Source organism: Lacipirellulaceae bacterium, assembly GCA_040218535.1.
Classification (GTDB): Bacteria; Planctomycetota; Planctomycetia; order Pirellulales; family Lacipirellulaceae; genus Adhaeretor.
On sequence record JAVJRG010000008.1, the window covers coordinates 80,121 to 104,028 of the forward strand.

Below are 23,908 nucleotides of genomic sequence, written 5' to 3' on the forward strand. Positions count from 1 at the left end.
GGTTTGCTACCGGGTGGCTGGGGACGAGTTGAGCGAGCCCCCAGTCGGTGGCTTTCTGGGGGCTCGCGGGGCTCGTCCCCAGCCACCCCTTTCGTTGTGTCGTGCTTCACTGATTTGGTAGTCTCGTGCTTTTTCTAGGTGCTTTTCCTGAGTAGACTACCACTATGAAACAACTACTCGCTTGGATCGGTATTGCGGCTGTCTCTGGTGTCGTTCTTGGGGTCGTGCTCGGCTACGTCGAGGCGAAGCCGTGGGCGTTTTCGGTGCCTGAACCGGGAGGGATTTCAGAGCTCTCTCATGCGGGGCATAACCATGATGAGGACGCGAAAGTTCCCGAGCTCGCGATCGACGAGCCGGTCTTCGAATTTGGCAACATGGAGATTGGCACCTCGCGGCGTCATTCCTTCCCCATCACCAACAAGGGCGAAGTGCCACTCACCGTGAAGTTTCTCAGCAATACGTGCCAGTGCACCGCGGTTGAGCTTGATGGGAAGATGGCCGAGGGGAGTCCTCCTTTGGTCTTGGCACCGGGTGAGTCTTCGACCGTTGAACTCGAATGGATCGCGAAAGGTTCTCCACGCACGTTTCGCCACGGGGCGACCTTCGAGACGAGCGACCCAGCACGCAGGCGGCTAGAGATCCAAGTCACCGGCGAGTTGGTTGATTCAACAAGCCTCAATCCGGCCGTCTTGCATTTCGGGGTCGTGAAAGTGGGACAGCCAGGTGAGGCGAGTCTCACGATCACTTCCTATGTGGAATCGGAATTAAAGATCCTTGAGCACGAGATCGTCGATAAAAGGTTCGCCGAACAGGTAGAACTCGACTTTCAAGAGCTCCAGCCCTTTGAGCTTTCCAACCCAACGGCGAAGGCGGGGCTGCGAGTCGTGGCCAAGTACCAGCCGGGCAAATCACTCGGTCCCTTCCAAGGATTTCTCAAGCTCAAAACAAATTTGTCGCGGGCAAGTCAGTTAACCGTTCCGATCGCAGGTACGGTCGTGGGAGACGTTTCCATGCACGGACCTGGCTGGAAACGCAACAAGGGACTACTCAAACTTCCTCCCATCAAGGGCGACAAAGGAGGTGAGGTCAAGCTGAAGATGGTGGTCCGTGGTTCGGAGGTGGACGGTTCTCAGATTGCCGTTGCCAGCACAAGCCCGTCGGTGCTGAAAGCTGAACTGAGCGAGATCGAAGAAATGCCAGGAGATCTCCGTCATGTGAATCTGACAGTCAGCATTCCTAAGGGCACCCGCCCAATGGCCCGCCTCGGCGGCGATCTTGGTAAGGAAGGGGAGATCGTCGTAAAAACGGGGCACCCTGTCACTCCCGAGTTCAAACTGCGGGTGGCGTTTATCGTGCAGTAGGCGGCTAGACAAACTGCTGTAGGGAACGCCATAGAGGGTGTTCCCTACAGAGAGTCATTGCGACTGCGGTGGCTTGTCGTGCTGGCAAACGGTAGGATTGAGAGTCCTCACCCTTCCTCCATTGCTAGCACTTTGCGGACGCGAAACGACGCATGTCTCGACCACGATTCCTTCTCTTGGCTCTAACACTTTTTTCTTTCGCTCTCTGGGGGATTACCGTTGCTGCAAAGGATGCTGCGACCGAAAAGGGTGGCTACGAGCGCAACACGGAGGAAGCTCGCAAGGCGAAAGACTACGTCGAGTTAAACGGACCCATCTTTGAGGGTTGGACGAAGCCCGAGGTCGCGCTGCTCTTCTCCGGCGAAATGAATGGCTATCTCGAACCGTGCGGTTGCACGGGACTAGAGAACCAAAAAGGCGGTCTGAAACGACGGCATACGTTGCTGAAGCAGTTAGAAGCCAAGGGTTGGCAAATCGCCAAGTTCGACATGGGCGGACTGACGCGCCGACGTGGGCATCAGGCGGAGATCAAGTTCCGCTACGCGCTCGACTCGCTCGTGAAGTTGGGCTACGACGCCGTTGGGCTTGGCTCGAAGGAGTTGCAACTCACGACCGACGAACTGGTGTACGCGATCGCCAACGTCCCGCCTGAGGAAAACCCGCTCGTCTCTGCGAATGTTGGTATCTACAGTTTCGACAGTGGCATGACCCGCACGCACCATGTCGTGACGGTTGGAAATCGCCGCTTCGGGGTGACGTCCGTTCTGGGAAGCAAGTATGAGAAACTGTTGGCCAATGTGACCGACGTCGTCTACCGTTCGCCGTCTGAAGGACTTGCCCAAATCGCTCCGAAGCTGGCTGCTGAGAAGTGCGACACTCAGGTCCTGATGGTCTACGGCACCAAGGAGGAAGCAAAACTTCTGGCCCAGCAGTTTCCGCAGTTTGACTATCTCGCGGTTGCCACAGGAGGGGATGTGCCGCCGCTGAAAATGGAGGCGGTTGGAAACTCCAGCAGCCCAACGCGGATCGTCGAAGTCGGGCACAAAGGCATGTATGTCGTCGTCGTTGGTTTGTACGACGATCCGGCTAATCCGATTCGCTATCAATCCGTTCCGCTTGACGGTCGGTTTGACGATTCCGAAGAGATGCAAGCGATGATGGTGCGATATCAACAGGAGTTGGAACTGCAAGGTCTTGATGGCCTTGGACTCAATGGCAGTCCGCACCCACAGGGCAAGTTCATCGGCAGTGCCGCTTGTGCCGACTGCCATACGACCGCCATGGAGATTTTCGAGGGCACACCCCACTCGCACGCGACCGAATCGATCATCAGCATTTCCGATCCTTCCCGGCATTTCGATCCTGAGTGCCTAAGCTGCCACGTGACCGGCTGGAATCCGCAGCAGTATTTTCCCTATGCCTCGGGCTACATGAGCCTGGAGAAAACACCCCACCTACGAGCCAACGGCTGCGAAAACTGCCACGGCCCCGGTGCGGCTCACGTCGCTGCTGAAATGGGTGAGGTCGACGTCAACGAAGCGGAGCAGGAAGCGCTCCGTGCCGCCCTGCGTTTGAAGATCGTCGAGAACGAGGGAAACAAAGGCAAACAAGTCATGCCGCGCGGCGGCGTGGTCGAAAACTGCATGCGCTGCCACGACCAAGACAACAGCCCCGACTTCGACTTCCAAAAGTACTGGGAGGAAGTGAAGCACGAAGGGGTGGATTGAGTTGGTGTGGCACGCGTGGCCCGGGACGAGCCCCGCGAGCCCTCAGCCCCCCAGCATCCTGGATGTCTACTTCGTTCTAAGCATTAGCCAACCGCCACGCATTGAAGTCTGCCACGGTGTCGTCCTCCTTATTGCCATCGGGCAGTTTGAAATCGAGGAAATTCGTCGGGTCGCATAGCTCAGCGATCGATTCCACGACCACGTCGGGGCCGAAGGCGTACTTCTCCAAATCTTCGCGGTGAGTAGAACCCGTGAGCGTCAGCACCGTGCGGTACCCCATCTGCACTCCGCCCAGGATGTCGGTCTCCATCGTGTCGCCGACCATCACCGTTTGCGAAGTCGTCAGCATCAGTTCCTTGCGTGCGGCTCGCATCATCACCGGGCTTGGCTTGCCGACGCTGAATGCCTTGCGACCGGTCACTGTTTCAAGATAAGCCACGGTTGCTCCGCAGCCAGGGCGCGTGCCGGTCTTCGTGGGGCAATTCGGGTCCATGTTTGTGGCAATGAGCTTTGCACCGCCGAGGATCATGTTCACAGCATGTTCCAGCGTATCGAGCGTAATTGTGCGGCCCTCGCCCACGACGACAAAGTCAGGATCGTGGTCGACGATCGAGTACCCATTCTTATGTAGCGCTTGCAGCAGTCCTCCCTCGCCAATCACATAGGCCGTCCCTTCGGGTTTGTGCTTCGCTAAGAATCGAGCCGTTGCCATCGCACAAGTAAAGATGTGCCGCTCCTCGACATGAATCCCCATCCGTTGCAGCTTCGTCGTCACATCGCGACGGGTCCGTTGGCTATTGTTGGTGAGGAAGAGGAAAGGAATATCTTGGGCTAGCAAGGCGTTGATGAAATCATCCGCTCCGGGAATCAATTGACTCCCACGATAGATGACACCGTCCATATCAATGAGGAATCCGTTCTTGGCCATTGGTTTCTCCAAACATTGAGCGATTCAGCCTACGGACGTAGGCTTCCAGCAATCAGAGAAAGCAACTTATGTGCCGCTTTGCACAAACGAAGGTCGCTTAGGATGCAGGCAGCATTTTGGGCTGTTTCGCCAACAGCCCGATGCTAGCTGCAAGGCCTTTCGGCACCCGTCCGCAAAGAGAATGAGCAGCCTTTTGGAGCGCCATCGGCTGAGTTTCGTCTCCGGCTGCAGAAGTCTCGGAGGCATTGCTGCTTGCTGGACGCAGAGATCGAATAATTGTATACAATATCGGCCTGGACGCTTCCTCCTGAGCGAGCTGTTCTACTGTCTCGGGTCTTTACTCACTAGGAAAGATTGTCGTATGAGATTCTTTGCCTGCATGTTCTTTCTGCAATTCTCTGTATGGAATGGTGTCCGTGCGGCCAATTGGGAGCAAGTCAGCATCCCCGTCGCTCCCAGCGATCACAAGGCCTGGGAGTTGCTCCCCATCTCCGACGACTTTAGCTACAAGGCGCCGCCCCTAGAGAAACCACAGGCATTCACCAAGCGTTGGAAAGACACGTTTATCAATCCCTGGAAAGGGCCTGGACTCACCTCGTTCGACCCGGGCCATTCGTATGTTCTCAACGGGCACTTGGGAATCGCCGCGAGTCGCAAACGCGATACCAACAAGGTCCGGGCCGGAGCGATTTCCTCTAGGGAAACTTTCCGGTACCCGCTCTACATTGAGGCGAGCGTCAAGCTGAGTGGTTTGGTCATGGCTTCGAATGTCTGGATGCTTAGCGCTGATTCGACGCAGGAGATCGATGTGGTCGAAGCGTACGGCAGCCAGCGCCCTACGGAGTCGTGGACATCGCACCGTTTGCACTTGAGCCACCATGTGTTTATTCGCAAGCCCTTCAAAGACTATCAGCCGACCGACGAAGGCAGTTGGTACTACGATGGGACAAATTGGCAACAGAACTTCCATCGCGTCGGAGTCTTTTGGCGCGACCCTTGGCACCTTGAGTACTACGTCAATGGAAAGAAAGTCAGAACGGTCTCAGGGAAGGAGAAGATTGATCCCCACAACTACACTCGTGGAACTGGGCTCAGTAAGCCGATGCATATCATTATTAATACGGAAGACCAGGACTGGCGATCCGACAAAGGTACCACTCCAACCGATAAGGAATTGGCTGACACGAACAAGAGTATCTACTGGGTTGATTGGATTCGCGTTTATCAGCTTGTCGACTCAAAGTGATGATGGATCTCCAATCTTTTCACTGCCAACGGCTAGCTTTCCACAATGAAGCTCATGTGCATTTCCGCATGCCTGAAATGGAACAGGTCCCATTCCTCTCGGCTCAGCTTTCCGAAACCAGGGTGGAGTGCGCGCACGGAGACTTCTCCCATGCGCCCTGTTGCTTTGCGCAAAAGTTCCAAACCTTCATCGGTTGATGTTTCGTCGGGCACGAAGTTGGCAGGGGCTTTGAAACCCGACGGAACTGCGTCGTGTAGGAATTTCTTCTTGAACACGAACTTTAAAAGAAATCTCGCTGGAGCGGGAAGCATTCCACCGCCGCCATCAATCGAGAGGTCGAGCGTTCCGGCGAGATGCTTGTAGATCTGGCCCTTCGACCAATTGCCGATCGTCGGTGCATCCATGTCAGCGAGCCGCTCAGCGTCGGCAAGCACCTCTTCGTGCGATCTGTAACGCACTTTGCGACGTCCTTCGACCTTTTTGGTGTTCACAGGTTCGACGGTAGTAGCCATGTTTCAACCTTTTTAGTCGATCGATAGTTTTGGTATTAGCCAATGATGAACACGAATAAACGCTGATGAGAGATGTTCATCTGTGGTTCCTAATCAGGCGCGCTTCTTGCCCTTATTCTTTTTACCTTTGGCACGAGTTTCTGTATCTTCCTTTACCCTCAGTAGCGTATTCGCCCAAAAGGCTTCGTACTTGCCAATCCAGCGTTCAATGACATCGCGTAGCGATGCAGCGTTGAGCGAGTTGATGCGTTTCCGGCCTTCACTGCGTGTGCTGACGAGATTCGCGTCGCGAAGCACGTCCAAATGCTTCATTACGCCGAAACGGGAGAGGTCAGGGAAGTTTTCGACAATCTCCGTCGTCTGCCGCGGACCATCACGCAACAGGTCGAGGATCTCCCGCCTGGTGGGATCGGCCAGTGCTTTCCAAATGGGGTCGTCGTCTTTTGGCATTTGAATTCTCTGATAGATCGCTGAATTATTCGGAAGCTTCCTTCACGCTCTCCAACACGTGTTGCCAGCCGTAGACGACGCCTTCACGATGCTCGGGGAGGATGTCACCCAAGGCCTGGTGTCGTAGCATGATCTCAGTACCGTCGGCAATTTGTGTTAACCGAAATTGGATATGCCCCGCCACGGCATACGACATAAACATTGGGCCTTGGATTTCGATCAGCGTGGGTGGTTTGATCACTTGAACGAAGCCCCACAGATGCCCCTGGCCGTTGCCAAGATCACGAAACCACCGCCCGCCGGGCCACTGTTCGAGCACCATCGGCATCGGCTCGTTCCGCGGCGTGACACTGTCAACGCTCAGTCGCTTGAGCAGCGAAGCATAAGCGTCGCCAATCGCAGCGTTGATTTCAATCGATTGGGTCAAGTCGAGTTTGAATTCTTCCAGAACGGCCATGCTTTTCTCCTTGCCGAGTAAGGGGGAAATTTAGAAGCGTGCTTTTCACGAAAAGTTATTGACGAGGAAATGACCTCTCGCTATTGTTTCTTGAATGTAACGTGACTGTTTAGTAACGTCAATTGTTTTTTCTGATAAACACAAGGAGCCGTTGCGATGTCCTGCCAACCGAATCCGGTCAATTGGTTTGAAATCCCTGTCACCGATATGGATCGTGCGTCGAAGTTTTACGGCACAGCGTTCGATACGGAAATTACGCCCGCCGAAATAGGCCCAAACAAGATGGGCTGGTTCCCCATGGAGCAGAACGTGCCTGGAGCTGCTGGAACGTTGATTATGGGCGACGGCTACTTGCCTTCCCATGAGGGTTCGCTCGTCTACTTCCACGTCGCGGAAATCGATCCGGCTCTGGAGAAAATTACTACCGCCGGCGGGAAAACCTTGGTTCCACGCACGAGCATCGGCGAATACGGCTTCATCGCCCACTTCGAAGACACCGAGGGGAACCGCGTCGCGCTGCACGAGAAGCCCGCGTAACGATCGCCCGTTTCGCCGCGGTGCTCGCACCGCGATCATGAAGCGTCTCCATAAAATCATGAACGCTGCAAACATGCCGCCGGGTGCCACTGCTGGCTTGCCCAGCAGTGGAAAATATTTACCCGCTTCGCACTGCTAGACGAGCTAGCAGTGGTACCCGACGAGAAAAATTAAAAATGAAAAAAGGGTTAACGGCGTAGAGTGGCACCCGGAGTTCCTTGTCTCCGCTGTAGGCCAGTGCTAAGCTGTCGGCAGGACAGGATTTCCGCGAACAATACATAGTAAGGCGGTGTCGTATTATACGGCCGCGCCACATAACACCGGCCTGACCGATACAATACGGCGACGCGCCGTAGAATTCTTGTTCTGTCGCTCTATCAGCCGAGATTCAATAGCAAATGCACATACATCAATTCACTGTTCGCAACTTCCTCATTCACCAAACAACCACGGTTGACCTGAGCCCGCTCTCCGTTCTTGTTGGCGCCAACGGAGCTGGGAAATCTGCGTTCTTTGATGCATTGCTCAACTTTTCCATGTTGTCACGCGGCAACATACAGCAGGCGTTCGGCCCATACCCGTTTTCCTACAACGCAACGATCTATCGTGGGGCGACTGCTGGTGTGTCTCGCATTGGCTTCGCGGCGACAATGTCCCAAGAACGGGATAGCTCCGAACGTTACAAATACGAAATCACGTACGAGCAGGTCCAAGGGCAATCACCTCCACGCTACTCGATTATCAACGAGAAACTCACCAATGAAACTTCAGGCAGCGTCGAGTTCGATCGGACCGATCCAGATGCTTATGAAATCACATCGAAAATACGATTAGAGCAGGATCGCTGCCTGTTCTCTGCAATTCGACTTGCACGCGCCACGCAAGAATTCTCACCGTTTCTCGACTATTTGACCCAGCAGATCAGCCGCATGAACAAGTTTCGTCTTGACCCATTCTCCCTTGCGACTCCGAGCAGAGTGCCGCAGATTGATAGTGAGCCCACGTCAGGGCTAATTCCACGTATCGGTTACAACGGCGAGGACTTGGCTGCCACACTCTACTATCTGGCCAACACGGAAGACCCCGCGTTTGAACTGATAAAACAAAGGATACGCGACCTCGTAGCTGAATTCGAAGACTTTGAATTCAGTACCGTTGGCACAGACAAAATCGCATTTGCTGTCAAGTACTCGGATCGTCGTGAAACGGTTCCATCTGTTCGGCTTTCGTCCGGCATGCTCATCTTCATCGGGCTGATCTGTTTGGTTTCTACACCTAACAGGCCGCCCGTGCTAATGGTTGAAGAACCGGAGAACGGACTGACACCCCAAGCAATCAAGGTCTTCTACGACGCCGTTAGGTCACTCGCGTTCTCAGATGATATTGAAACACGAAGCCAAGTATTAATATCGTCCCACAGCCCGTTTGTGATTTGTGATGCTTGGAACGGCGAGGATCGCGACTTCATTCATCAGGTCCGAGTGAACGGGGGCCGTTCGCAAGTCCGTAAGTTCAGCGAGGTCATTGGAGAACACGGAATTCAACTCGGCAAGGTTGATGGCGACCGCACGCACCTTAGCCTTAAGAACGCGGAAGATGTGATGTCCGGCCGTTTCGCAGGTTGACCGCTGCAGAACCAAGCCGTGAACCGGAGCACTCGAAATCGCGGTAAGTGAAATCAACGTTTTCCGCTCGTGCCCGATTAAGGCGAACGTAATCCTGCTCATTCGCATTCTCTCAACTAACAGCGGTGTGCCCAACCGCTGTCATTTCGGCCACTCGCCAACTGCCATCCGTGGTCAAAACCCAAAGCTGTTGGACGAACATTCGTTATCACCTGAACCCTGTGGTTTCACTGTTCCTTCACGACAGGCGTCACCGGGATCGAGTCGTCCTTGAACCCTGCCACGCCTTCTTTGAACAGGTGAATCTTGTCGAGTCGGTATCCACCTGAACGCCCGATAATGAAGAAATAATGGTCACCCGCTGGAAGATCGTAGACGGGCTTTGAAAAGTGCCCCTCGCGTTTGGCGACGGTGCCGTAATTGTCGTGCGTGGTGCCGAACGTGAAGCCGATGCCGTCCTCAAATTGCTCGTTCGTGATCGAGTGATAGGTTTTGCGAATGTTTCCGTAGGGCGCCGGGTCGATTCCCATGAGGGTCCAAGCATCATTCCACTTGTCGCGCTCCGGTGCGCCGCGATGAGAGTGTTTCAGTGCCAGATGATACTTGCCAGGTTCAGAAATCCTCAGCTTATAGGTCAGCACACCACGGGCGAGGGAATGAATTACGTTGAGGTTCGCCGTCGCGTAACGGAGGTAACCTTCACCTGAGTATCCCGGTTCGGTTTTCTCGATCACCCAGGCGCCGGTCAGGGGTACGCTCTCAGCTTCAATGACAAGCTTTCCATCTACCTCTTGAAAGACACTCTCGGTAATGGGCAAAGAGATCTCAGGTTCAATTCCAGTAGGTGCTGGAGGAGTCTCTGGATTCTTGCCCGCTGAGCTTGGAATATGTTCCTTACCGAAGAACTCCTTGAGTTCGGCAAGCGTGGTTCGCTTGTCGTCTCCGCTTGCTCCGATGAGCCAGGTAACCATCCCCGTATCGGAAACATCAGCACGCCCCGCTTTCATCCGCTGGAAAACCCACCTCAGGTTCGGGTCCGAGTGATCGCGCAGCCAATGCCACGCTGCGTAATCGGGGTCGGTTTTCAGTCCTGCGTTTTGGTCTGGGATCTTCAAGTGAGTGATATCCGAGTTTAGCGCCAGCACATCATCCAGGTTGTGCTGCCAAAGACGCGGTCGAAAGTAATCGTTGTAGCCACTGTGCGAAACGAGAATAACGTGTGCTAGGGCGGCCTTGTCGACTAGAAGCATGGCCTGGTAAATCAGTTCCATCGGGCCAGCCACAATAAGGTAAAGCGGATCGTCAGCGGTCGATTTACTGATCTCTGAAGCCAGATTCTTGACCGCGTCTTCGGGATGATGCGCGGCATCGAAGAACTTGCTCCGATCGAAACCCCAGCGTGTCTGGGCTCCCATCGCCCCTTTCCACATCTCATTCTTGCTGGCAGCGATCTTCTTGTACTCAAGCCAATTATTGAAATCGTAGTGGACAAGGTTCTCCTGCAAGCCTGCCTTCGCTAGGACTGCAAGTGTCATTGGTGTCGCTCCGATATCGTCCGGATCAGCGTCCGGATTGCCATCGGCGCTAATAGCGATGCGATTTTCGCGCTGCCAGGGAGATGCTCCAACGGCGTCATCAAGCGGCTGTCCAAGCCCCACGAGAAGTGTCGTAGTGAAGATAGGCAGAAGCGAGAATCGGAAACGCATGATGAACGACACCCCAGGAAATACTTGGCTAAAGGTGATAGAGTGCGAAGGGATTCAATGGGATCAAGAATCCGTGATTCCCCGCGTTCAGTTAGATGGGGTAGTGATCGATGGCTATATCGATTCAATCGAGCCCCGCCATGACCTCATCTGGGATATTGAAATTCGCCGAGACGTTTTGCACGTCGTCGTGATCATCGAGCGCTTCCATCATCTTTAAGACCTTGGGCGCGTCCTCAGCAGAAACATCGACTGTTTCCTTAGGCACCTGGGCAACTTCGGAGCTTTCCGGTTCGAGCTTTGCTTGCTCGAGTGCTTCTCGCAAATCGGTAAAAACCTGCGGATCGCAAAGCACCTCGTAGGCGTCTCCTTCACGGCGAATATCGTCCGCTCCCGCTTCGAGCGCGAGCTCCATCAGCGCTTCTTCGCCGATCTGCTCTTTGGAGATCACCGCAACCCCCTTGCGATCAAACATCCAAGCCACACAACCTGTTGCGCCAAGTTTGCCGCCAGCGATCTCAAAAATCTTGCGTACTTCCGGTGCCGTGCGGTTGCGGTTGTCAGTGAGGATTTCGCACATCACGGCCACTCCGGCGGGCCCGTAGCCTTCGTAGATGATCTCTTCGAGATTGCCCCCTTCGAGCTCGCCGGTCCCCTTCTTAACGGCACGCTCGATGTTGTCCTTGGGCATGCTGACGGCTTTGGCATCGTTAATAGCGTACCGCAGCCGCAAGTTCATTGACGGATCGCCGCCCCCGTCACGGGCGGCGATGATGATCGCTTTGGAGAGCTTGCTCCACAGCTTCCCCCGCTTATTATCGATGGCCGCCTTCTTATGCTTGATGCCGGCCCAGTGTGAATGTCCTGCCATAGAAGAGGCTGAGGGATGAAAGGTTAAGTGCTAACGAACTGAAAACTGAACACTGGCAACTGAAAACTCAACTAGCGTGGCTTCCGTTTCTTTTTCACCTTCTTATTAGTCGTTGTTTTCTTCTTGGCAGCGGTCTTCTTGACTTTCTTCTTGGCGACTTTCTTTTTAACGACCTTTTTCTTGACCTTCTTGGTGGCCGCTTTCTTTGCTGGCTTCTTCTTTGCCGTCGTCTTCGCAGCGGCTTTCTTAGTGGGCTTCTTTTCAGCCGACTTTGTTGGGGCCTTAGATGCCTCTTTCTTTTCTGCCTTTTTCGCTGGTTCGGCTTTCTTCGCTGGTTCTGGTTCAGGTGCCTTCTTGGAGGGACGCTTCGGAAGGTTCTCTTTACAGTCCGGGGCGATTTCCAACAGGATCTTACGAATCGCCGGACCGTAAGGACTACGGTTTAATTCGACTCCCAATTGATGCAGGATCGTGCCGACTTCGACGCCCTTGTTCTTCGGCACGGCGCGCTCGAGCCCCGGCACCGAGTACTTCTTCGCCTCGGCATCGGAAATCACGCCGACCACGCGCATCGACTCGAGCAAACCCGTGTTGATTGGGATCGAGTGCCCTGCGAGCCCCTGCTGCACGGCGAAAGCGACCGTGTAGGGCGTGCTGCCGTTGTACTTCGTGATCGTCTTGACGGACTGGCCGATGTTCTGTTTCTTCATCGGCTCGAGGTCGAAGGTGTAATGCGTTTCGAAAACGCTCTGGAGAACCCGTTTGAGTCGAGTCGCTGACTCTTCCGGGTCGTTGAGCGGCTTCATCACTTCGGCCAGTTCTGCCAAAGTGCTCACGCGTACTTCGTTCCAGTCGAAGTAGTCCTTGCTGAGCGATTGGAAAACTTTCTCAGCCGCGTCGTAGGGTGAGTTCTCAGCGACGCAGGCAAACACCAAGTTCTCAAGCAGCGTGCGATCCTTCGGCATCGGCACGGGTTTGTAGTGTTTCTTGGTGACCTTGAGAACTTTATTAATCAAGGAAGCGCGATTGGAAGCTGCCATGGTGATCGATTTCTATATGAAAATGTCAGTTGTTGTTGGTTCTGTTCTTCCGTGTCCTAATGGCTCGTCTCATTCTTCTTCAGTTCCGCCATCACTATCGGGCTCCTCCGGCAAGACCTCATCCAAGACCTTCGCCAGTGCAATTGATTTTTTCACGCCCATGTCGAGCTCGAATTTCAAACGCGGCGTGTAGCGAGTATCAATCCGCTTCGAGATTTTCGACTGTAAGTACCCCGCAGCACTCTGTAGTCCATGGAGGCACAGTTTCTGTTTGGCATCGTCTCCCATGACGGAGACGCTTACTTTCGCCTGACGCATATCGGGCGAAACCTCGACCTTAGTGATGGTCGCGTTCTCGATGCGTGGATCTTTTAAGTCAGCCAGTATAGCCATACCGACAACTTCGCGGATCGCTTGGGCAGCTTTAAGAACGCGGCGGGAGGACATGATGATTCTGGGAAGGGAAGCGATTTGAAACTTGGCCGCGTGCCGCTTCAGCGGCCCGGAACGGGACAAAGCGAGTGAGGGTCAATCAGTCGTCGAAACTACGCCCAATTTCCTCGACACGGTACACATCAAACAGATCGCCTTCCTTCACATCGTTGAAGCCGGCCAGTTTGATGCCGCACTCGAATCCTTCACGAACTTCCTTGGCGTCGTCCTTCTCTCGCCGGAGGGTATCAATCGCGTAATCACCGATGATCGTATTGTCGCGGATCACGCGGGCACGCGCATTTCGCTCGACCGTACCGGAAAGAACGCGGCAGCCCGCGATCGTGCCTGTACGACTGATCTTGAAGGTCTGTTGTACGAGAGCACGCCCGAGATCAATCTCGCGTTCCTCAGGTTTCAACAAGCCTTCGATGGCCGCTTTCAACTCTTCGGTGATCTTGTAGATCACGTCGTACCGCCGGACCTGAACGCCCCGCTTGTCGGCCAGGATGCGCGCCTTTTCATCGGGAACCACATTGAAGCCGATAATGATCGCGTCAGAAGCATCGGCCAGGGTCACATCCGCTTCGGTGATGCCGCCGACGGACTTTTGCAGAAGTTTGATTTTGACTTCAGGGTGATCGAGCTTTTCGAGTTCCTTCTGAATCGCTTCGATCGATCCTCGGACATCGGCACGAAGGATCAGATTCAGTGTTTGGACTTCGCCATCCCCTTCGAGACGGTCGAAAAGGTTCTCGAGGGTGACATGCTGAATGCCCACGTCGAGGTTCGAGCTGCGAGCCTCTTCCGCGCGAGATTCAGCAATCGTGCGTGCTTTGGCAATGTCGTCGAGGACATAGAACGGCTCACCAGCACCAGGCGCTATATCGAAGCCGGTCAGATTCACAGGGACGCTTGGCCCAGCTTCTTCAAGCTTGGCGGTTGGGATCAGCGTGTCGTGCATTGCTTTGACCTTGCCGAAGGCTTGGCCAGAAACGATCACATCGCCCACTTTGAGTGTTCCGTTCTGCACCATGACCTTGGCGACTACACCTCGGTCCGCTTCCTGTTGGGCTTCGATACAGGTACCGAGGGCAGGGCGATCGGGATTCGCTTTGTATTCTTGAAGTTCAGCAACCGTGAGAATGGTATCGAGCAATTCGTCGATCCCTTCGCCTGTGATCGCGCTAGTCTTCACGACTTCGACGTCGCCACCCCATTCACTGGGAACGAGTTCTTGGGCGGTCAGTCCCTGCATTGCCAAGTTCGGATCAACCCCAGGCAGGTCGCACTTGTTCAGGGCGACGATAATTGGAACTTCAGCCGCGCGAGCGTGACTGATGGCCTCCTCCGTCTGCGGCATGATGCCGTCGTCGGCCGCTACGACCAACACGGCAATGTCCGTCACGTTGGCACCGCGGGCGCGCATTTCGGTGAAGGCTTCGTGACCAGGCGTATCCACGAAGGAAATCTGCTGGTCGTTTTTCCAAATCGTGTAAGCACGAATGTGCTGGGTGATGCCGCCGCTCTCGCCGCTGACGACGTCGGTGTCGATGATCTTGTCAATCAACGAGGTCTTGCCGTGGTCAACGTGGCCCAGGAAGGTGATGATAGGTGCGCGAGGTTGCAGGTCTTTCTCGTCGTCGACTTGCTCGCGAATCGCTGAGAGGAACTCATCTTCAACGGTGACCTCGTCTTTAAACTCGACGTTCAAATCAAGTTCTGCAGCAACCAATTCCGTAAGGTCGGGATCCATCACCGCGGTGATGGTCGTCATCACGCCTTCTTCCATGAGGAGGCGGAGAATATCGGTCGCTGGAATTCCACCGGCTTCTGAAAGCTCGCGGACGGTGCAAGGAAGTTGAAGCTGGACGGCATCTTTACGTGGCGCGGCCGTGTTGATGCCGGTCCGCCTGCGGCGAGTTCGGCGTGGTGGGCGAGCCATCCCGGTGCGTCCGCCGGTACGGCTTCGACTGAGTTGTCGCTGCTCGCGTCCTCCAAGCATCGGAGTGTCGCCACGTCGGGGCCGACCGCGACCTTTACCGTCTTTCTCTTTCTCACTCTCTAGGGCATCTTCTGCTTTACGCAAATGGGCCTTGAGCGGCTTGGTTCCAGCTTTGCTCGCCTTGAGTGCATCGGCCGGCAACTTCATGTCGGGCTTCTGAGCGGCCGGTTCGTTCTTGCCAGGTTTGGCAGGTTTGGCGGGCTCCGTTGCGGGAACGGGGGCAAGCTTAATGGCAGGACGTGCGCGTCCGCCGCCTCCTGATTTTCCACCCTTGCCAGATCCCTCGTTGCCAATAACTCGCGGCTTGCCACTGCTGCTTGCGCCGCCAGGGGGAACGTAGTCGCCCCGTTGCATCACGCCGGCAAGTGGTCCTGGGCGGCGTGGTCCTGAATCTTCCTCTGGTGTCGTATCCTTCGCGGAGGCTGAGTCAGTTGCTTCGGCTGCATCCGAAGTGCCCGCTTCAGCGGCGGCGGCAGCTTCTTGTTCGGCTTTCTCTTTGGCGGCTTGTTCAAGAGCCGCTTGGCGAGCGGCAACTACCGGGTCGAGCTTCTTAGGTGTGCTAATCACACGGACTTCTTCAGCCCGTTTTGCATCTTTGGTAGGCCTCTGTGGTGCGACCGGTGCAGCCGGTCCCTTCCCTTTGCTGCCGCTGGAAGGTTTCGAGCCACCGCCGGAGAAATGCTCCTTAATCTTCGCGACTTCGGCGTCGTCGAGACTGGCTAGCGCAGAGCCCTTACCACTGATGCCGATCTGCGTGCAGATATCGACCAGCTCTTTGCTGTCAACTTTCAGTTCCTTGGCCAGTGAATAAATGCGGACCGCCAAATTACTTTCCCCGTGCTCGTTTGTGTTGTGTTTCTCGAGAGTTGCTCTTCCCGTGAAACACGTGGTCGTCGAGCATCTTTATGTGGTGCTAAAAAAACATAGACTTGCGTCCTCCAAGAATCTCTTGACGCTGCCATCGGTGCTCTTCACTGCAAGTTGCTCTCATCTGGGAGCGACCAACAATGGCAAGCAACGATAACACTAAACCGAAGTCTCCTTATTCTCATCTTCAGAAGCCTCTGAGTCCGAAGCTTCTGAGCCGGTCGCTTCAGCTTCCGGGCTTTCCGCTGCAGCCTCTTCTGCTTCGCCTGAAGCCGATTCTTCACCGGTTGCTTCCACCTCTTGGGCAGCCAACGCGGCCTCAGCCTCAGCATGTTCCGCTTCGATCGCCGCCAAACGATCTTCTTCACGTTTCTTCTTGCGAGCTTCTGCCGCGGCCGCTTCGGCTTCTTCCGCCAGCGCTTCGGCTTGCTCGACAATCTTGTCGACTTGCTCCTCGGTCAGGTTGCCCATCGCCATCAGATCTTCCGGCTCGATCACGGAGAGATCGTCGTAGCTCAGGTAGCCCTCTTCGACCAAACGCTCGGCCACTTCCATTTCCAGGCCTTCAATCGCGCTGAAGCCCTCAACAGCACGATCAATCGACTCGGCAAGTTCCTCCTGAGTCATGATTTCGATGTCCCAGCCGGAAAGCTTGCTCGCTAGGCGAACATTCTGTCCGCGACGACCAATAGCCAGTGACAACTGATCTTCGCGAACGAGAACGATTGCACGACCGAGAATCTTACAGAGGATGACTTGCTCAACTTCAGCAGGTTGCAGCGCGTTGGGAATCAAAATCTCAAGGTTGTCGTCCCAGCGAACGATATCAATCCGCTCGCCAGCTAGCTCGTCAACAATGTTCTTGATCCGATTGCCGCGGACGCCGACACAGGCACCGACGCAATCGACACGGGTGTCGCTGCTGCTAACGGCCACCTTTGAGCGATAGCCCGGCTCGCGTGACATGGCGCGAACTTCGATCACGCCGTCGATGATTTCAGGGATCTCTTGTTCAAAGAGTCGCTGCACGAGTTGCGGACGTGTGCGACTGAGGATCACCTTTACGCGGCTGCCCGCCTTGCGAACCTCGAACACGGTGGCTCGCACCCGTTCGTTCACGTGGTGCGTTTCGCCAGGGATCTGTTCGCTGCGTGGCAGGATGGCTTCGACGTTGCTCAGCGTCACGGTCGCCGCCCCACCGTCGTAACGGTGAATCAGTCCGCTGACCATCTCGCCGACCAGTTCGCTGTACTCGTCGTAAAGCGCGTCGCGTTCCGCTTCGCGAATCTTTTGAATCATTACCTGCTTGGCAGTTTGGGCACCGATCCGCCCGACGGTTTCTTCCGAGTCGAGAACCGTGCCGTTGTGCGTCGCAGAAATTTCACCGCTCTCGCGGTCGATGTCGACTTCGATCTCTTCCTCTTCGCCATAGTGCTTCTTCGCGGCTGAGACGAGCGCAGCTTCAATACCCTCGAACACGATTTCCTTATCGATGTTCTTATCACGGTGGATCGCGTCGACAATGCGGAGCACTTCAGAAGCGTTCATGTTGAGAAAGATCCTTTCGCGACGTATTCGCCCGCCGCCGGTCGTGTAATCGAGTTGTCAGATTGTCGGGTCAGGTTGTGTTCGGACTGTATTCCCAAAGTCATTAAGCAGCCTCTGCCAGTAACGACAGACAAGACCTTCCACCCAGCCTTCGTCTCCAATCAAGGCGACAGGAGCGAAGAAATGGCGAAAGGCCTTAGCCCTAAACGACTTAAAGCTCGCTATAGTCAGGCTACTCTACGATGGGAGGGGCTAAGTGTCAATGGGCCAACGGTCGACTTGCCCACTCAGCTGGGCGATGTACTCCTCGAAGTGACTAGGAGCTATAATGCAGGCATGAACGCCCTTCTCCAACAAGCCGTCGAAAAGCTGCAAGAAATGCCGGAAGAGCGGCAGGAACTGCTCGCACGCCTCGTGCTGCACGAAATCCAAGAAGACCGGCTATGGAAGCAATCTACCGAGCAGCATTCAGAAAAACTCAGCCAGTTCGTTGCAGAGGTACTTGCTGAGGACGAGCGTGGTGAATGCGAAGACCTTAATGATGTAGATTCACTGTGATTTCGCGTCTTCACCGATCATTTCGCAAGCGATTCTCCAAGTTGCCACAAGATGTCCAATCGCGGGCACGTATCGCTTATCGCCAGTTCGCCGCTGATCCGAACCACCCATCGCTACAATTCAAGCCGCTTCATACGTCACTACCGCTCTGGTCAGTACGGGTGACTGATTCTTATCGTGCTGTTGGCATCAGAAAGAGCAGCGAGGAGATCGTGTGGATATTTATCGGTTCACACGCTGAATACGATAAGTTTCTCGCTAGTCTGTGAGTATCGCAATTCTTCTGACGATATGAGCCTAGCCTTGTTGCCCAACTACAACCGCTGCCGCCTGCCCCTGGGGCGTCACGCTTAACTTGAGGAAAGAATCGCCTGCCGACGAGCCCGCTGCTGCGATATTCACTGGGGAGGTTGAACCTGGTGACTCGTGATTCAGCGTAGCAAAAAGCTTCCCCTCGCGGAGGGCCATCACGCTTGCGATCAGTTCCACAACACAACTTGCGGCCCCGAGATTCCCAAAGTAACTCTTCGCCGCCACGGTTGGAACCTCGCTTGCGGTTTCGCCACCCACCGCCGCAATCGCTTGGGCCTCCTGAGCGTCCGCCTCAACCGTCCCCAAACCATGAGCCGAAATGTGTCCAAGTTGGTCCGGCTTGAGCTGAGCTTCTTGTAACGCCGCGTTTCCTGCCGTCGCGAGCGACTTGTCGTTTGAGCTTTGCTCAGCAAGCATATCTCCGGCAGCGCTGCCGGTCCCCAGGATTTCCCCATAGATCGTTGCCCCGCGAGCAATCGCCGCCTCACGCTCTTCCAGTAGCAAGGCCCCGGCACCTTCTCCGAGGACCATCCCCGTGCGGTCTTTGTCAAACGGTCGAGAAGCTTTCTCGGGCGGTAGCGAGGCATCAGCCAACTGCTCGGTCTGATCAGCGTGAATCGATTTAAAGGAGTGAATCCGCGTCCCGCACGCGCCGGCAACGATGCGATCAGCATGACCGCGAGCAATCGTTTGCGCCGCCTCGCGTATCGCCAACAGTCCAGAGACTTCTCGCATGGTTAGCGAATTGTTAGGACCGCGCAGGTCGTTGAGAATCCCAATGTGACTGGCCGGCATGTTCGGCAAGAACTTGAGCATCCACAGTGGGTTCATTTCCGGTAGGCCGGTTTGTCCCCACTGGTCGAACCTGAAGTCTGCTTGATCCGCACCGCACTTATTCAAGCCGTTGAGAAAATCATCCGGCGGGCTCAGCATGTAATCGCTGCCGAATACCACGCCGGAGCGTTCCGGCTCCATCGCCTCCTCGGCGAAGCCTGCTTCGTTGATCGCTTGCTGCGCTGCCGCGACTGCCATCATCGTTTCGCGGCACATCATTTTCAGCGCCTTGCGAATCGCCTTCTTGCGATCCTTGGGCAACTCACCGAAGTTGTCGATGTGACCAGTGAAGTCGCGGGCCTCACCGCCGTAGGTAAACTTTCCTTCAATGGCTGGAAGGTTCACCAGGGGAGCCACCCCGCTTCGGCCCGAGGAAAGTGCGTCCCACATCTCAGCAGTGGAGTTCCCGAGTGGGCAGACCACGCCCATTCCGGTGATGACGACACGGCGGGAGGAAGAATCAGGCATGGTTTCGAAGCTTCAAAGATTAGCAGATTTGCTCTAGGGCTTTAGCATATCCGCACTACTAAGTAGAAGCGAGGGGGCCGCAGCGAGCAGTGAGTGAAGTCACAAGGGCAACAAGTTGCCCATGCCACCCCTGAGGGATTAGTTAGGGTGGCATGGGCAGCTTGCTGCCCTTGGATTGTGGAACCAAGTTTCGCAGCCCGGTTTAGTATCGCCCGTGGAACGTCGTCCGGCTGGCGGTACTTGCCGAGGGGCCACCGCCGGCAGCTGTCGTTCCTGGAGTCGCGACAGTCCCGCGGCTTTCGACCATCAACAACGCATCGGCGCGAGGTGGCGATTTGGGCAGCTTGAGCGTGTCCACGATCAAGTTCGGCTTCTCAGGCCCCGGCGACGCCACGACGCCCATGCTTAGCAGCAGCACTTGGTTTGTCGGCCAGCGAAAGCGTTCGTGCAATTGCACCATCGTCATCTGTGGTACTTCCACCTGAGTGCGCTGATTCGGGGCGATCGTCGAAGGCGCTTCCAGTTGCACGGGGAGCATTTTTTCAACCTGGGTGAGCTTCACTTTCACCACGGCATCGGTCGTGGCGGTGTCCATCGACAAGAGCGGGCTGAACTCGAAGTTGAACCCTTCGTCGATCGTCGCCAATTCAGGCTGGTAACCAGGCCAGACGTTGGCCGTCGGGAGGATGCCCTTCGTATAACTACGCGGCTTGATGGACGAGACGATGTGCGACTGGCCGTTGAACACAATCTGATGCGGCGGCGAATGCTCGCGATAGTCGGTACGGCGCTTCAGTTCCGAGAGCAATAAGGCTGCGTCTTCTCGCGCCATGATCCACCCTTGAACGCCGGGCGATTGCACCGGCAGCGGAGTCATCAACGGTAACGCTCGGGCACGCCAGTTCGGGTTCTTCATCGTGATGATCCGTAGCCCAAAACCGTGCTTTTCTGCCGCCTTGTTTACGAACCGATCGACGATATCGGCGACCGTCGCCTGCATCTGCGGCGTGTGATAAACCTTCAGACGTTGCCGATCTGCGCTCAGCAAACCAACCGGATTCGAGTGCCAAGCCTCGTAGCCGGTCTCACGGAGAATCCAATCCACGATCTGCTGTTCAGGATGCTTGGAATTTTCAACCCGCATCGTGTAAGGCGTGATGTCGTACTCTCGCCAAACCTGACCTTGGTCATTCGGCAAAGTTCCCGAACCCTTGGTCACCTGCGCCCGCGTCGCTCCCGCTGGCAGAGCATTCCGCTGCGTCGGCTGAGCCGGCGGCGTCTGGCCCGGAGTGACGGGGCTCTGTGATTGGGAGCTTTGTGTCGCAGAAGCAGGCTTCTGATCGTAACGAGCCGTTCGCACCGATGGAGAACTGCTCCCGCCAGGAGCGCGCCAACCCGTCGCACCGTTCTGAGCGTTTAAGTCACCAGTCGGCAAGACGATAATGGCAACCACAAGTGCTGCGAAAAATCTAAGCATCGGATTCTCTCCGCAATCGCTCTGTTCCATAGGACATCGAGGACGCGGAGTGTAGAAAAGGGCAGGGCGCCCAGCAAGATCGCTGGCAGCAGAATGCTAGCAAACCGCTTGCGGCTTAGCCGTGAAAGGTTAGTGCAAGCAGCTCCGAAAAGGCTTCAAGCAAGAGTTACCGCGAAGCGGTTACCTAACGTAGCCCAGGGTAAGATCGACCGAGCCCCAGCGAGGAAGATCGCCACCCTGGGTCACGATATAGCGCCTAAACATCGACCGAGCAATTAGCGTTCTGTGCTGTGATAGGTCGATCGAGGTCGAAATGAGAAAGGTTCACGGCTTATTGATTCGCTAACCGCGCTTGTATGGCGAATAACTGGGGCACCGCGAAAGCAAAGTCATCTACCAGCACATCCGGGCTAGTCGACTTGAGGTACTGAATTACCTCTTGTGATTGCAGCCAAGCAAGGACCTCGGCATGGGGCTTGGCGGTCGTGTTCCAGAAAGCATTCCACAACTCGCACTTCTTCATCAAGCTTGATTCATTCTGCAAGACAAATGCTGCCAGATGCAAGTGCGCTTCAGTACTGTCCGTGTTTATCCAAGTACTCAGAAACGGATCGATTGTGCTACAGGCGTTTGAGAAGGCACAAAGAACCGTGTCAGCAGCATCTTCAAACGTTCCTGAAATAGGAATGGACAATTGAAACAACCAATAGGCAGAAAAGAAATCCTTCACCGCGTTTTGCTCACTTGTGGGCCAGCTATCCCAATGAGCGCACTCTAACTTTCCGAAGACCACAGCAAGATCGAGGAACTCGTCGCGGTAAGCGATGGTAAGCTCAAGTAACCGCGGTAGAAAATGCTTGAAATGTCGTTGGTTTCCCCAAGTTGTGATCGCTTTGCTCGAATAGAGTTCCAAGTCGTCATAAGTTAGCTTTCGCAGCGGAATGGAAGCGAGCTTTTCTGAACGCTCAGTACTTGCGCAAAAGTCGCAGCCGACGAAATCATCGCCAAGTCGATAAGTGGCAAACGTCGCGTAGAGACTCTCAACGGCTGCGTCGAGTTGACGACGCTGAGATGAATCATGAATCACGACTTACCTCATTTCGACCTCGGTAAGCCAACACGCGAAACAGGCTTTTTGCTCGGTCGATGTATGGCTTTACAAACTAACCCAGGGTGGCGACCACACTCGCCGGGGCTCGTGATGGTCTTACCCTGGGCTACGTTATGGAACCGCTTTGCGGTAATTCAATGCGAGGTACTCTTCGGAGATGGTTTGAGCAAACAGGTTGCTGCTACCGCACAACCCCAGCCACCAGCGAAGCATTGTGCCCGCCGAACCCAAAGCTGTTATTCATCACGCACTTCACCTCACGCTCTTGCGGCGTGTTGGGCGTGTAGTTCAAGTCGCACGCGGGGTCGGGCGTGTCGAGGTTGATCGTGGGGGGGCAAACTTGATCGCGTAAGGCGAGCAGCGCGAAGATCATCTCCACACCGCCGCTGGCACCAAGCAAGTGACCTAACTGGCTTTTCGTGCTGCTGACGTTGGCTACTTTGGCGTGATCTTCGAACACGCGTTTCACGGCGGTCGTCTCCGCCTTGTCGCCAAGCGGCGTGCTGGTGCCGTGAGCGTTGATGTAGTCGACTGCCGTTGGTTCAATGCCCGCATCTTTCACCGCGGCGCTCATCGCTCGGGCAGCGCCGGTTCCTTCAGCGTCAGGCTGGGTAATGTGCCCGGCGTCGGCGCTGGCACCGTAGCCGAGGACTTCGCCGTAGATGTTGGCTCCACGGGCTTTGGCGTGTTCGAGTTCCTCGAAGACGAGGATTCCAGCCCCTTCGGAAAGTACAAAGCCGTCCCGATCCGAGTCAAACGGTCGGCTCGCTTTCTCGGGGGCGTCGTTTCGCGTGGAAAGAGCCTTCATGTTCGAGAAACCGCTGAGCCCGATCGGCGTCAGTGCCGCTTCGGTTCCACCGGTGATCATGATGTCCGCGTCGTCATATTGAATGGACTTCAGTGCGTCGCCCATCGCATTCGCGGCGCTGGCACAAGCCGTGGCCACGGCGTAGTTGGGGCCGCGGAGACCGAAACGAATCGAGATATGTCCCGCTGCCGCGTTGAGCATCAGCTTCGGGATCGTAAACGCGCTCACCCGGTCAGGGCCTTTGAGAATCAAACGGCGTTCTTGGTCCTCAATCTCGTTGAGGCCGCCGATCCCCGAACCGATGATTGCACCACAGCGGTAGGGATCTTCCTTCTCGAAGTCGATCCCCGAGTCCTTGGCCGCCTCAGCAGCAGCGGTCAGGCCGAATTGCGTGAAGCGATCAACCCGCTTCGCTTCGCGAGGGTCCATGTAACCTTCGACAGACCAGTCGCTCTCCTTCACTTGCCCACCGAAGTGGACCTTAAAGTCGCTGGTGTCAAAAGAAGTGATTTGGCTGATGCCGCTATCGCCGGCGAGAATTCGTTTCCAGACGGACTCGACATCGCTGCCAAGCCCAGTCACGCAACCAAGTCCAGTAACGACCACGCGGCGCTTCATCACAAAAACTCAACAAGCAACAGGTTAGGAATAGCGAGAATGCAGCGCACGAGTCGCCGCAGGGAACAGCCTAAAGAGCCCGAGCAGAGGGGGGAATACCAAAATCGACGACGACCCGTAACTACGAGGCGTTGCCGTTCTGCTCGATGAACTCGACCGCTTGTCCAACGGTTTGGATCTTCTCGGCAGCGTCGTCGGGAATGTTCACGTCGAACTCTTCTTCGAGCTCCATGACCAGCTCAACGGTGTCGAGCGAGTCAGCTCCGAGGTCGTTTACGAACGAAGTTTCGGCGGAGATCTTGTCTTTATCGACGCCGAGTTGTTCAGAGACGATGTCGGTTACACGTTCCAATACTGAGGCCACGGTCGGGTCCTCCTTCAACCACTGGGTGTCTGTCGTTAGTCAAATC

General features: G+C 55.5%; 21 protein-coding genes. 6 read left to right on the forward strand and 15 right to left on the reverse strand.

The window, feature by feature from the left end; genetic code table 11:
* Positions 1-164 precede the first annotated feature (164 nt).
* On the forward strand, positions 165-1,361 hold the full coding sequence (locus RIB44_09760) for a DUF1573 domain-containing protein (GenBank protein ID MEQ8616865.1): 1,197 nt from the start codon (positions 165-167) through the stop codon (positions 1,359-1,361).
* A gap of 152 nt (positions 1,362-1,513) precedes the next feature.
* On the forward strand, positions 1,514-3,088 hold the full coding sequence (locus tag RIB44_09765; protein MEQ8616866.1) for a multiheme c-type cytochrome: 1,575 nt from the start codon (positions 1,514-1,516) through the stop codon (positions 3,086-3,088).
* Between the two features lie 76 nt (positions 3,089-3,164).
* On the opposite strand, the gene RIB44_09770 is transcribed toward RIB44_09765, so the two are convergent.
* Positions 3,165-4,016, reverse strand: a complete 852-nt coding sequence (locus RIB44_09770) for an HAD-IIA family hydrolase (protein ID MEQ8616867.1) — start codon at positions 4,014-4,016, stop codon at positions 3,165-3,167.
* A 361-nt stretch (positions 4,017-4,377) separates the two neighbouring features.
* Here RIB44_09770 and RIB44_09775 point away from each other — a divergent pair, with 361 nt between their 5' ends.
* A complete protein-coding gene (locus RIB44_09775) occupies positions 4,378-5,262 on the forward strand; it encodes a family 16 glycosylhydrolase (GenBank protein MEQ8616868.1) in 885 nt (294 codons plus the stop codon).
* Positions 5,263-5,294: 32 nt separating this feature from the next.
* Here RIB44_09775 and RIB44_09780 read toward each other — a convergent pair whose 3' ends face one another.
* The 3 genes from RIB44_09780 to RIB44_09790 form a co-directional block, all read right to left on the reverse strand.
* Complete coding sequence (locus tag RIB44_09780) at positions 5,295-5,774, reverse strand: DUF1569 domain-containing protein (protein MEQ8616869.1); 480 nt, start codon at positions 5,772-5,774, stop codon at positions 5,295-5,297.
* Positions 5,775-5,867: 93 nt separating this feature from the next.
* Complete coding sequence (locus RIB44_09785) at positions 5,868-6,224, reverse strand: metalloregulator ArsR/SmtB family transcription factor (GenBank protein ID MEQ8616870.1); 357 nt, start codon at positions 6,222-6,224, stop codon at positions 5,868-5,870.
* A gap of 25 nt (positions 6,225-6,249) precedes the next feature.
* The gene (locus tag RIB44_09790; GenBank protein ID MEQ8616871.1) at positions 6,250-6,681 is read right to left on the reverse strand and encodes an SRPBCC domain-containing protein; all 432 of its coding nucleotides are present in this window, start codon (positions 6,679-6,681) and stop codon (positions 6,250-6,252) included.
* A 156-nt stretch (positions 6,682-6,837) separates the two neighbouring features.
* Here RIB44_09790 and RIB44_09795 point away from each other — a divergent pair, with 156 nt between their 5' ends.
* Both RIB44_09795 and RIB44_09800 read left to right on the forward strand, forming a co-directional pair.
* Positions 6,838-7,218 carry a VOC family protein gene (locus tag RIB44_09795; GenBank protein ID MEQ8616872.1) on the forward strand — a complete coding sequence of 127 codons (381 nt, stop codon included), beginning with the start codon at positions 6,838-6,840 and terminating at the stop codon, positions 7,216-7,218.
* A 398-nt stretch (positions 7,219-7,616) separates the two neighbouring features.
* The gene (locus tag RIB44_09800; protein MEQ8616873.1) at positions 7,617-8,843 is read left to right on the forward strand and encodes an AAA family ATPase; all 1,227 of its coding nucleotides are present in this window, start codon (positions 7,617-7,619) and stop codon (positions 8,841-8,843) included.
* 227 nt (positions 8,844-9,070) lie between these two features.
* On the opposite strand, the gene RIB44_09805 is transcribed toward RIB44_09800, so the two are convergent.
* The 6 genes from RIB44_09805 to nusA all read right to left on the reverse strand — a co-directional run bounded on the left by RIB44_09805 (position 9,071) and on the right by nusA (position 17,312).
* Positions 9,071-10,549 (reverse strand): hypothetical protein, encoded by a 1,479-nt coding sequence (locus RIB44_09805; GenBank protein ID MEQ8616874.1) that lies wholly within the window; start codon positions 10,547-10,549, stop codon positions 9,071-9,073.
* 124 nt (positions 10,550-10,673) lie between these two features.
* A complete protein-coding gene (locus tag RIB44_09810) occupies positions 10,674-11,420 on the reverse strand; it encodes a YebC/PmpR family DNA-binding transcriptional regulator (GenBank protein MEQ8616875.1) in 747 nt (248 codons plus the stop codon).
* Positions 11,421-11,491: 71 nt separating this feature from the next.
* Positions 11,492-12,460, reverse strand: coding sequence for a hypothetical protein (locus RIB44_09815; protein MEQ8616876.1), 969 nt, complete (start codon positions 12,458-12,460; stop codon positions 11,492-11,494).
* Between the two features lie 69 nt (positions 12,461-12,529).
* On the reverse strand, positions 12,530-12,907 hold the full coding sequence (gene rbfA / locus RIB44_09820) for a 30S ribosome-binding factor RbfA (GenBank protein ID MEQ8616877.1): 378 nt from the start codon (positions 12,905-12,907) through the stop codon (positions 12,530-12,532).
* Between the two features lie 85 nt (positions 12,908-12,992).
* Complete coding sequence (infB, locus tag RIB44_09825; protein ID MEQ8616878.1) at positions 12,993-15,722, reverse strand: translation initiation factor IF-2; 2,730 nt, start codon at positions 15,720-15,722, stop codon at positions 12,993-12,995.
* 201 nt (positions 15,723-15,923) lie between these two features.
* The gene (gene nusA / locus RIB44_09830) at positions 15,924-17,312 is read right to left on the reverse strand and encodes a transcription termination factor NusA (GenBank protein ID MEQ8616879.1); all 1,389 of its coding nucleotides are present in this window, start codon (positions 17,310-17,312) and stop codon (positions 15,924-15,926) included.
* Between the two features lie 336 nt (positions 17,313-17,648).
* Between nusA and RIB44_09835 the strand changes: the two genes are divergently transcribed.
* Entirely contained in the window at positions 17,649-17,870 is a 222-nt protein-coding gene (locus RIB44_09835) for a hypothetical protein (GenBank protein ID MEQ8616880.1), read from the forward strand.
* 297 nt (positions 17,871-18,167) lie between these two features.
* Here the strand turns inward: RIB44_09835 and RIB44_09840 are convergent, their stop codons facing one another.
* The 5 genes from RIB44_09840 to RIB44_09860 all read right to left on the reverse strand — a co-directional run bounded on the left by RIB44_09840 (position 18,168) and on the right by RIB44_09860 (position 23,862).
* A complete protein-coding gene (locus tag RIB44_09840) occupies positions 18,168-19,484 on the reverse strand; it encodes a beta-ketoacyl synthase N-terminal-like domain-containing protein (GenBank protein MEQ8616881.1) in 1,317 nt (438 codons plus the stop codon).
* A 202-nt stretch (positions 19,485-19,686) separates the two neighbouring features.
* Entirely contained in the window at positions 19,687-20,961 is a 1,275-nt protein-coding gene (locus tag RIB44_09845) for a hypothetical protein (protein MEQ8616882.1), read from the reverse strand.
* A gap of 331 nt (positions 20,962-21,292) precedes the next feature.
* Positions 21,293-22,048, reverse strand: coding sequence for a hypothetical protein (locus RIB44_09850; GenBank protein MEQ8616883.1), 756 nt, complete (start codon positions 22,046-22,048; stop codon positions 21,293-21,295).
* Positions 22,049-22,253: 205 nt separating this feature from the next.
* The gene (fabF, locus tag RIB44_09855) at positions 22,254-23,498 is read right to left on the reverse strand and encodes a beta-ketoacyl-ACP synthase II (GenBank protein MEQ8616884.1); all 1,245 of its coding nucleotides are present in this window, start codon (positions 23,496-23,498) and stop codon (positions 22,254-22,256) included.
* A 121-nt stretch (positions 23,499-23,619) separates the two neighbouring features.
* Positions 23,620-23,862 carry an acyl carrier protein gene (locus tag RIB44_09860; protein MEQ8616885.1) on the reverse strand — a complete coding sequence of 81 codons (243 nt, stop codon included), beginning with the start codon at positions 23,860-23,862 and terminating at the stop codon, positions 23,620-23,622.
* Positions 23,863-23,908 lie beyond the last annotated feature (46 nt).

Excerpts from the sequence above, each read along its gene's own strand:
- RIB44_09760 (MEQ8616865.1), top strand. The coding sequence starts at position 165 with ATGAAACAACTACTCGCTTGGATCGGTATTGCGGCTGTCTCTGGTGTC.
- RIB44_09765 (MEQ8616866.1), top strand. The coding sequence starts at position 1,514 with ATGTCTCGACCACGATTCCTTCTCTTGGCTCTAACACTTTTTTCTTTC.
- RIB44_09770 (MEQ8616867.1), bottom strand. The coding sequence starts at position 4,016 with ATGGCCAAGAACGGATTCCTCATTGATATGGACGGTGTCATCTATCGT.
- RIB44_09775 (MEQ8616868.1), top strand. The coding sequence starts at position 4,378 with ATGAGATTCTTTGCCTGCATGTTCTTTCTGCAATTCTCTGTATGGAAT.
- RIB44_09780 (MEQ8616869.1), bottom strand. The coding sequence starts at position 5,774 with ATGGCTACTACCGTCGAACCTGTGAACACCAAAAAGGTCGAAGGACGT.
- RIB44_09785 (MEQ8616870.1), bottom strand. The coding sequence starts at position 6,224 with ATGCCAAAAGACGACGACCCCATTTGGAAAGCACTGGCCGATCCCACC.
- RIB44_09790 (MEQ8616871.1), bottom strand. The coding sequence starts at position 6,681 with ATGGCCGTTCTGGAAGAATTCAAACTCGACTTGACCCAATCGATTGAA.
- RIB44_09795 (MEQ8616872.1), top strand. The coding sequence starts at position 6,838 with ATGTCCTGCCAACCGAATCCGGTCAATTGGTTTGAAATCCCTGTCACC.
- RIB44_09800 (MEQ8616873.1), top strand. The coding sequence starts at position 7,617 with ATGCACATACATCAATTCACTGTTCGCAACTTCCTCATTCACCAAACA.
- RIB44_09805 (MEQ8616874.1), bottom strand. The coding sequence starts at position 10,549 with ATGCGTTTCCGATTCTCGCTTCTGCCTATCTTCACTACGACACTTCTC.
- RIB44_09810 (MEQ8616875.1), bottom strand. The coding sequence starts at position 11,420 with ATGGCAGGACATTCACACTGGGCCGGCATCAAGCATAAGAAGGCGGCC.
- RIB44_09815 (MEQ8616876.1), bottom strand. The coding sequence starts at position 12,460 with ATGGCAGCTTCCAATCGCGCTTCCTTGATTAATAAAGTTCTCAAGGTC.
- rbfA (MEQ8616877.1), bottom strand. The coding sequence starts at position 12,907 with ATGTCCTCCCGCCGCGTTCTTAAAGCTGCCCAAGCGATCCGCGAAGTT.
- nusA (MEQ8616879.1), bottom strand. The coding sequence starts at position 17,312 with ATGAACGCTTCTGAAGTGCTCCGCATTGTCGACGCGATCCACCGTGAT.
- RIB44_09835 (MEQ8616880.1), top strand. The coding sequence starts at position 17,649 with ATGAACGCCCTTCTCCAACAAGCCGTCGAAAAGCTGCAAGAAATGCCG.
- RIB44_09840 (MEQ8616881.1), bottom strand. The coding sequence starts at position 19,484 with ATGCCTGATTCTTCCTCCCGCCGTGTCGTCATCACCGGAATGGGCGTG.
- RIB44_09845 (MEQ8616882.1), bottom strand. The coding sequence starts at position 20,961 with ATGCTTAGATTTTTCGCAGCACTTGTGGTTGCCATTATCGTCTTGCCG.
- fabF (MEQ8616884.1), bottom strand. The coding sequence starts at position 23,498 with ATGAAGCGCCGCGTGGTCGTTACTGGACTTGGTTGCGTGACTGGGCTT.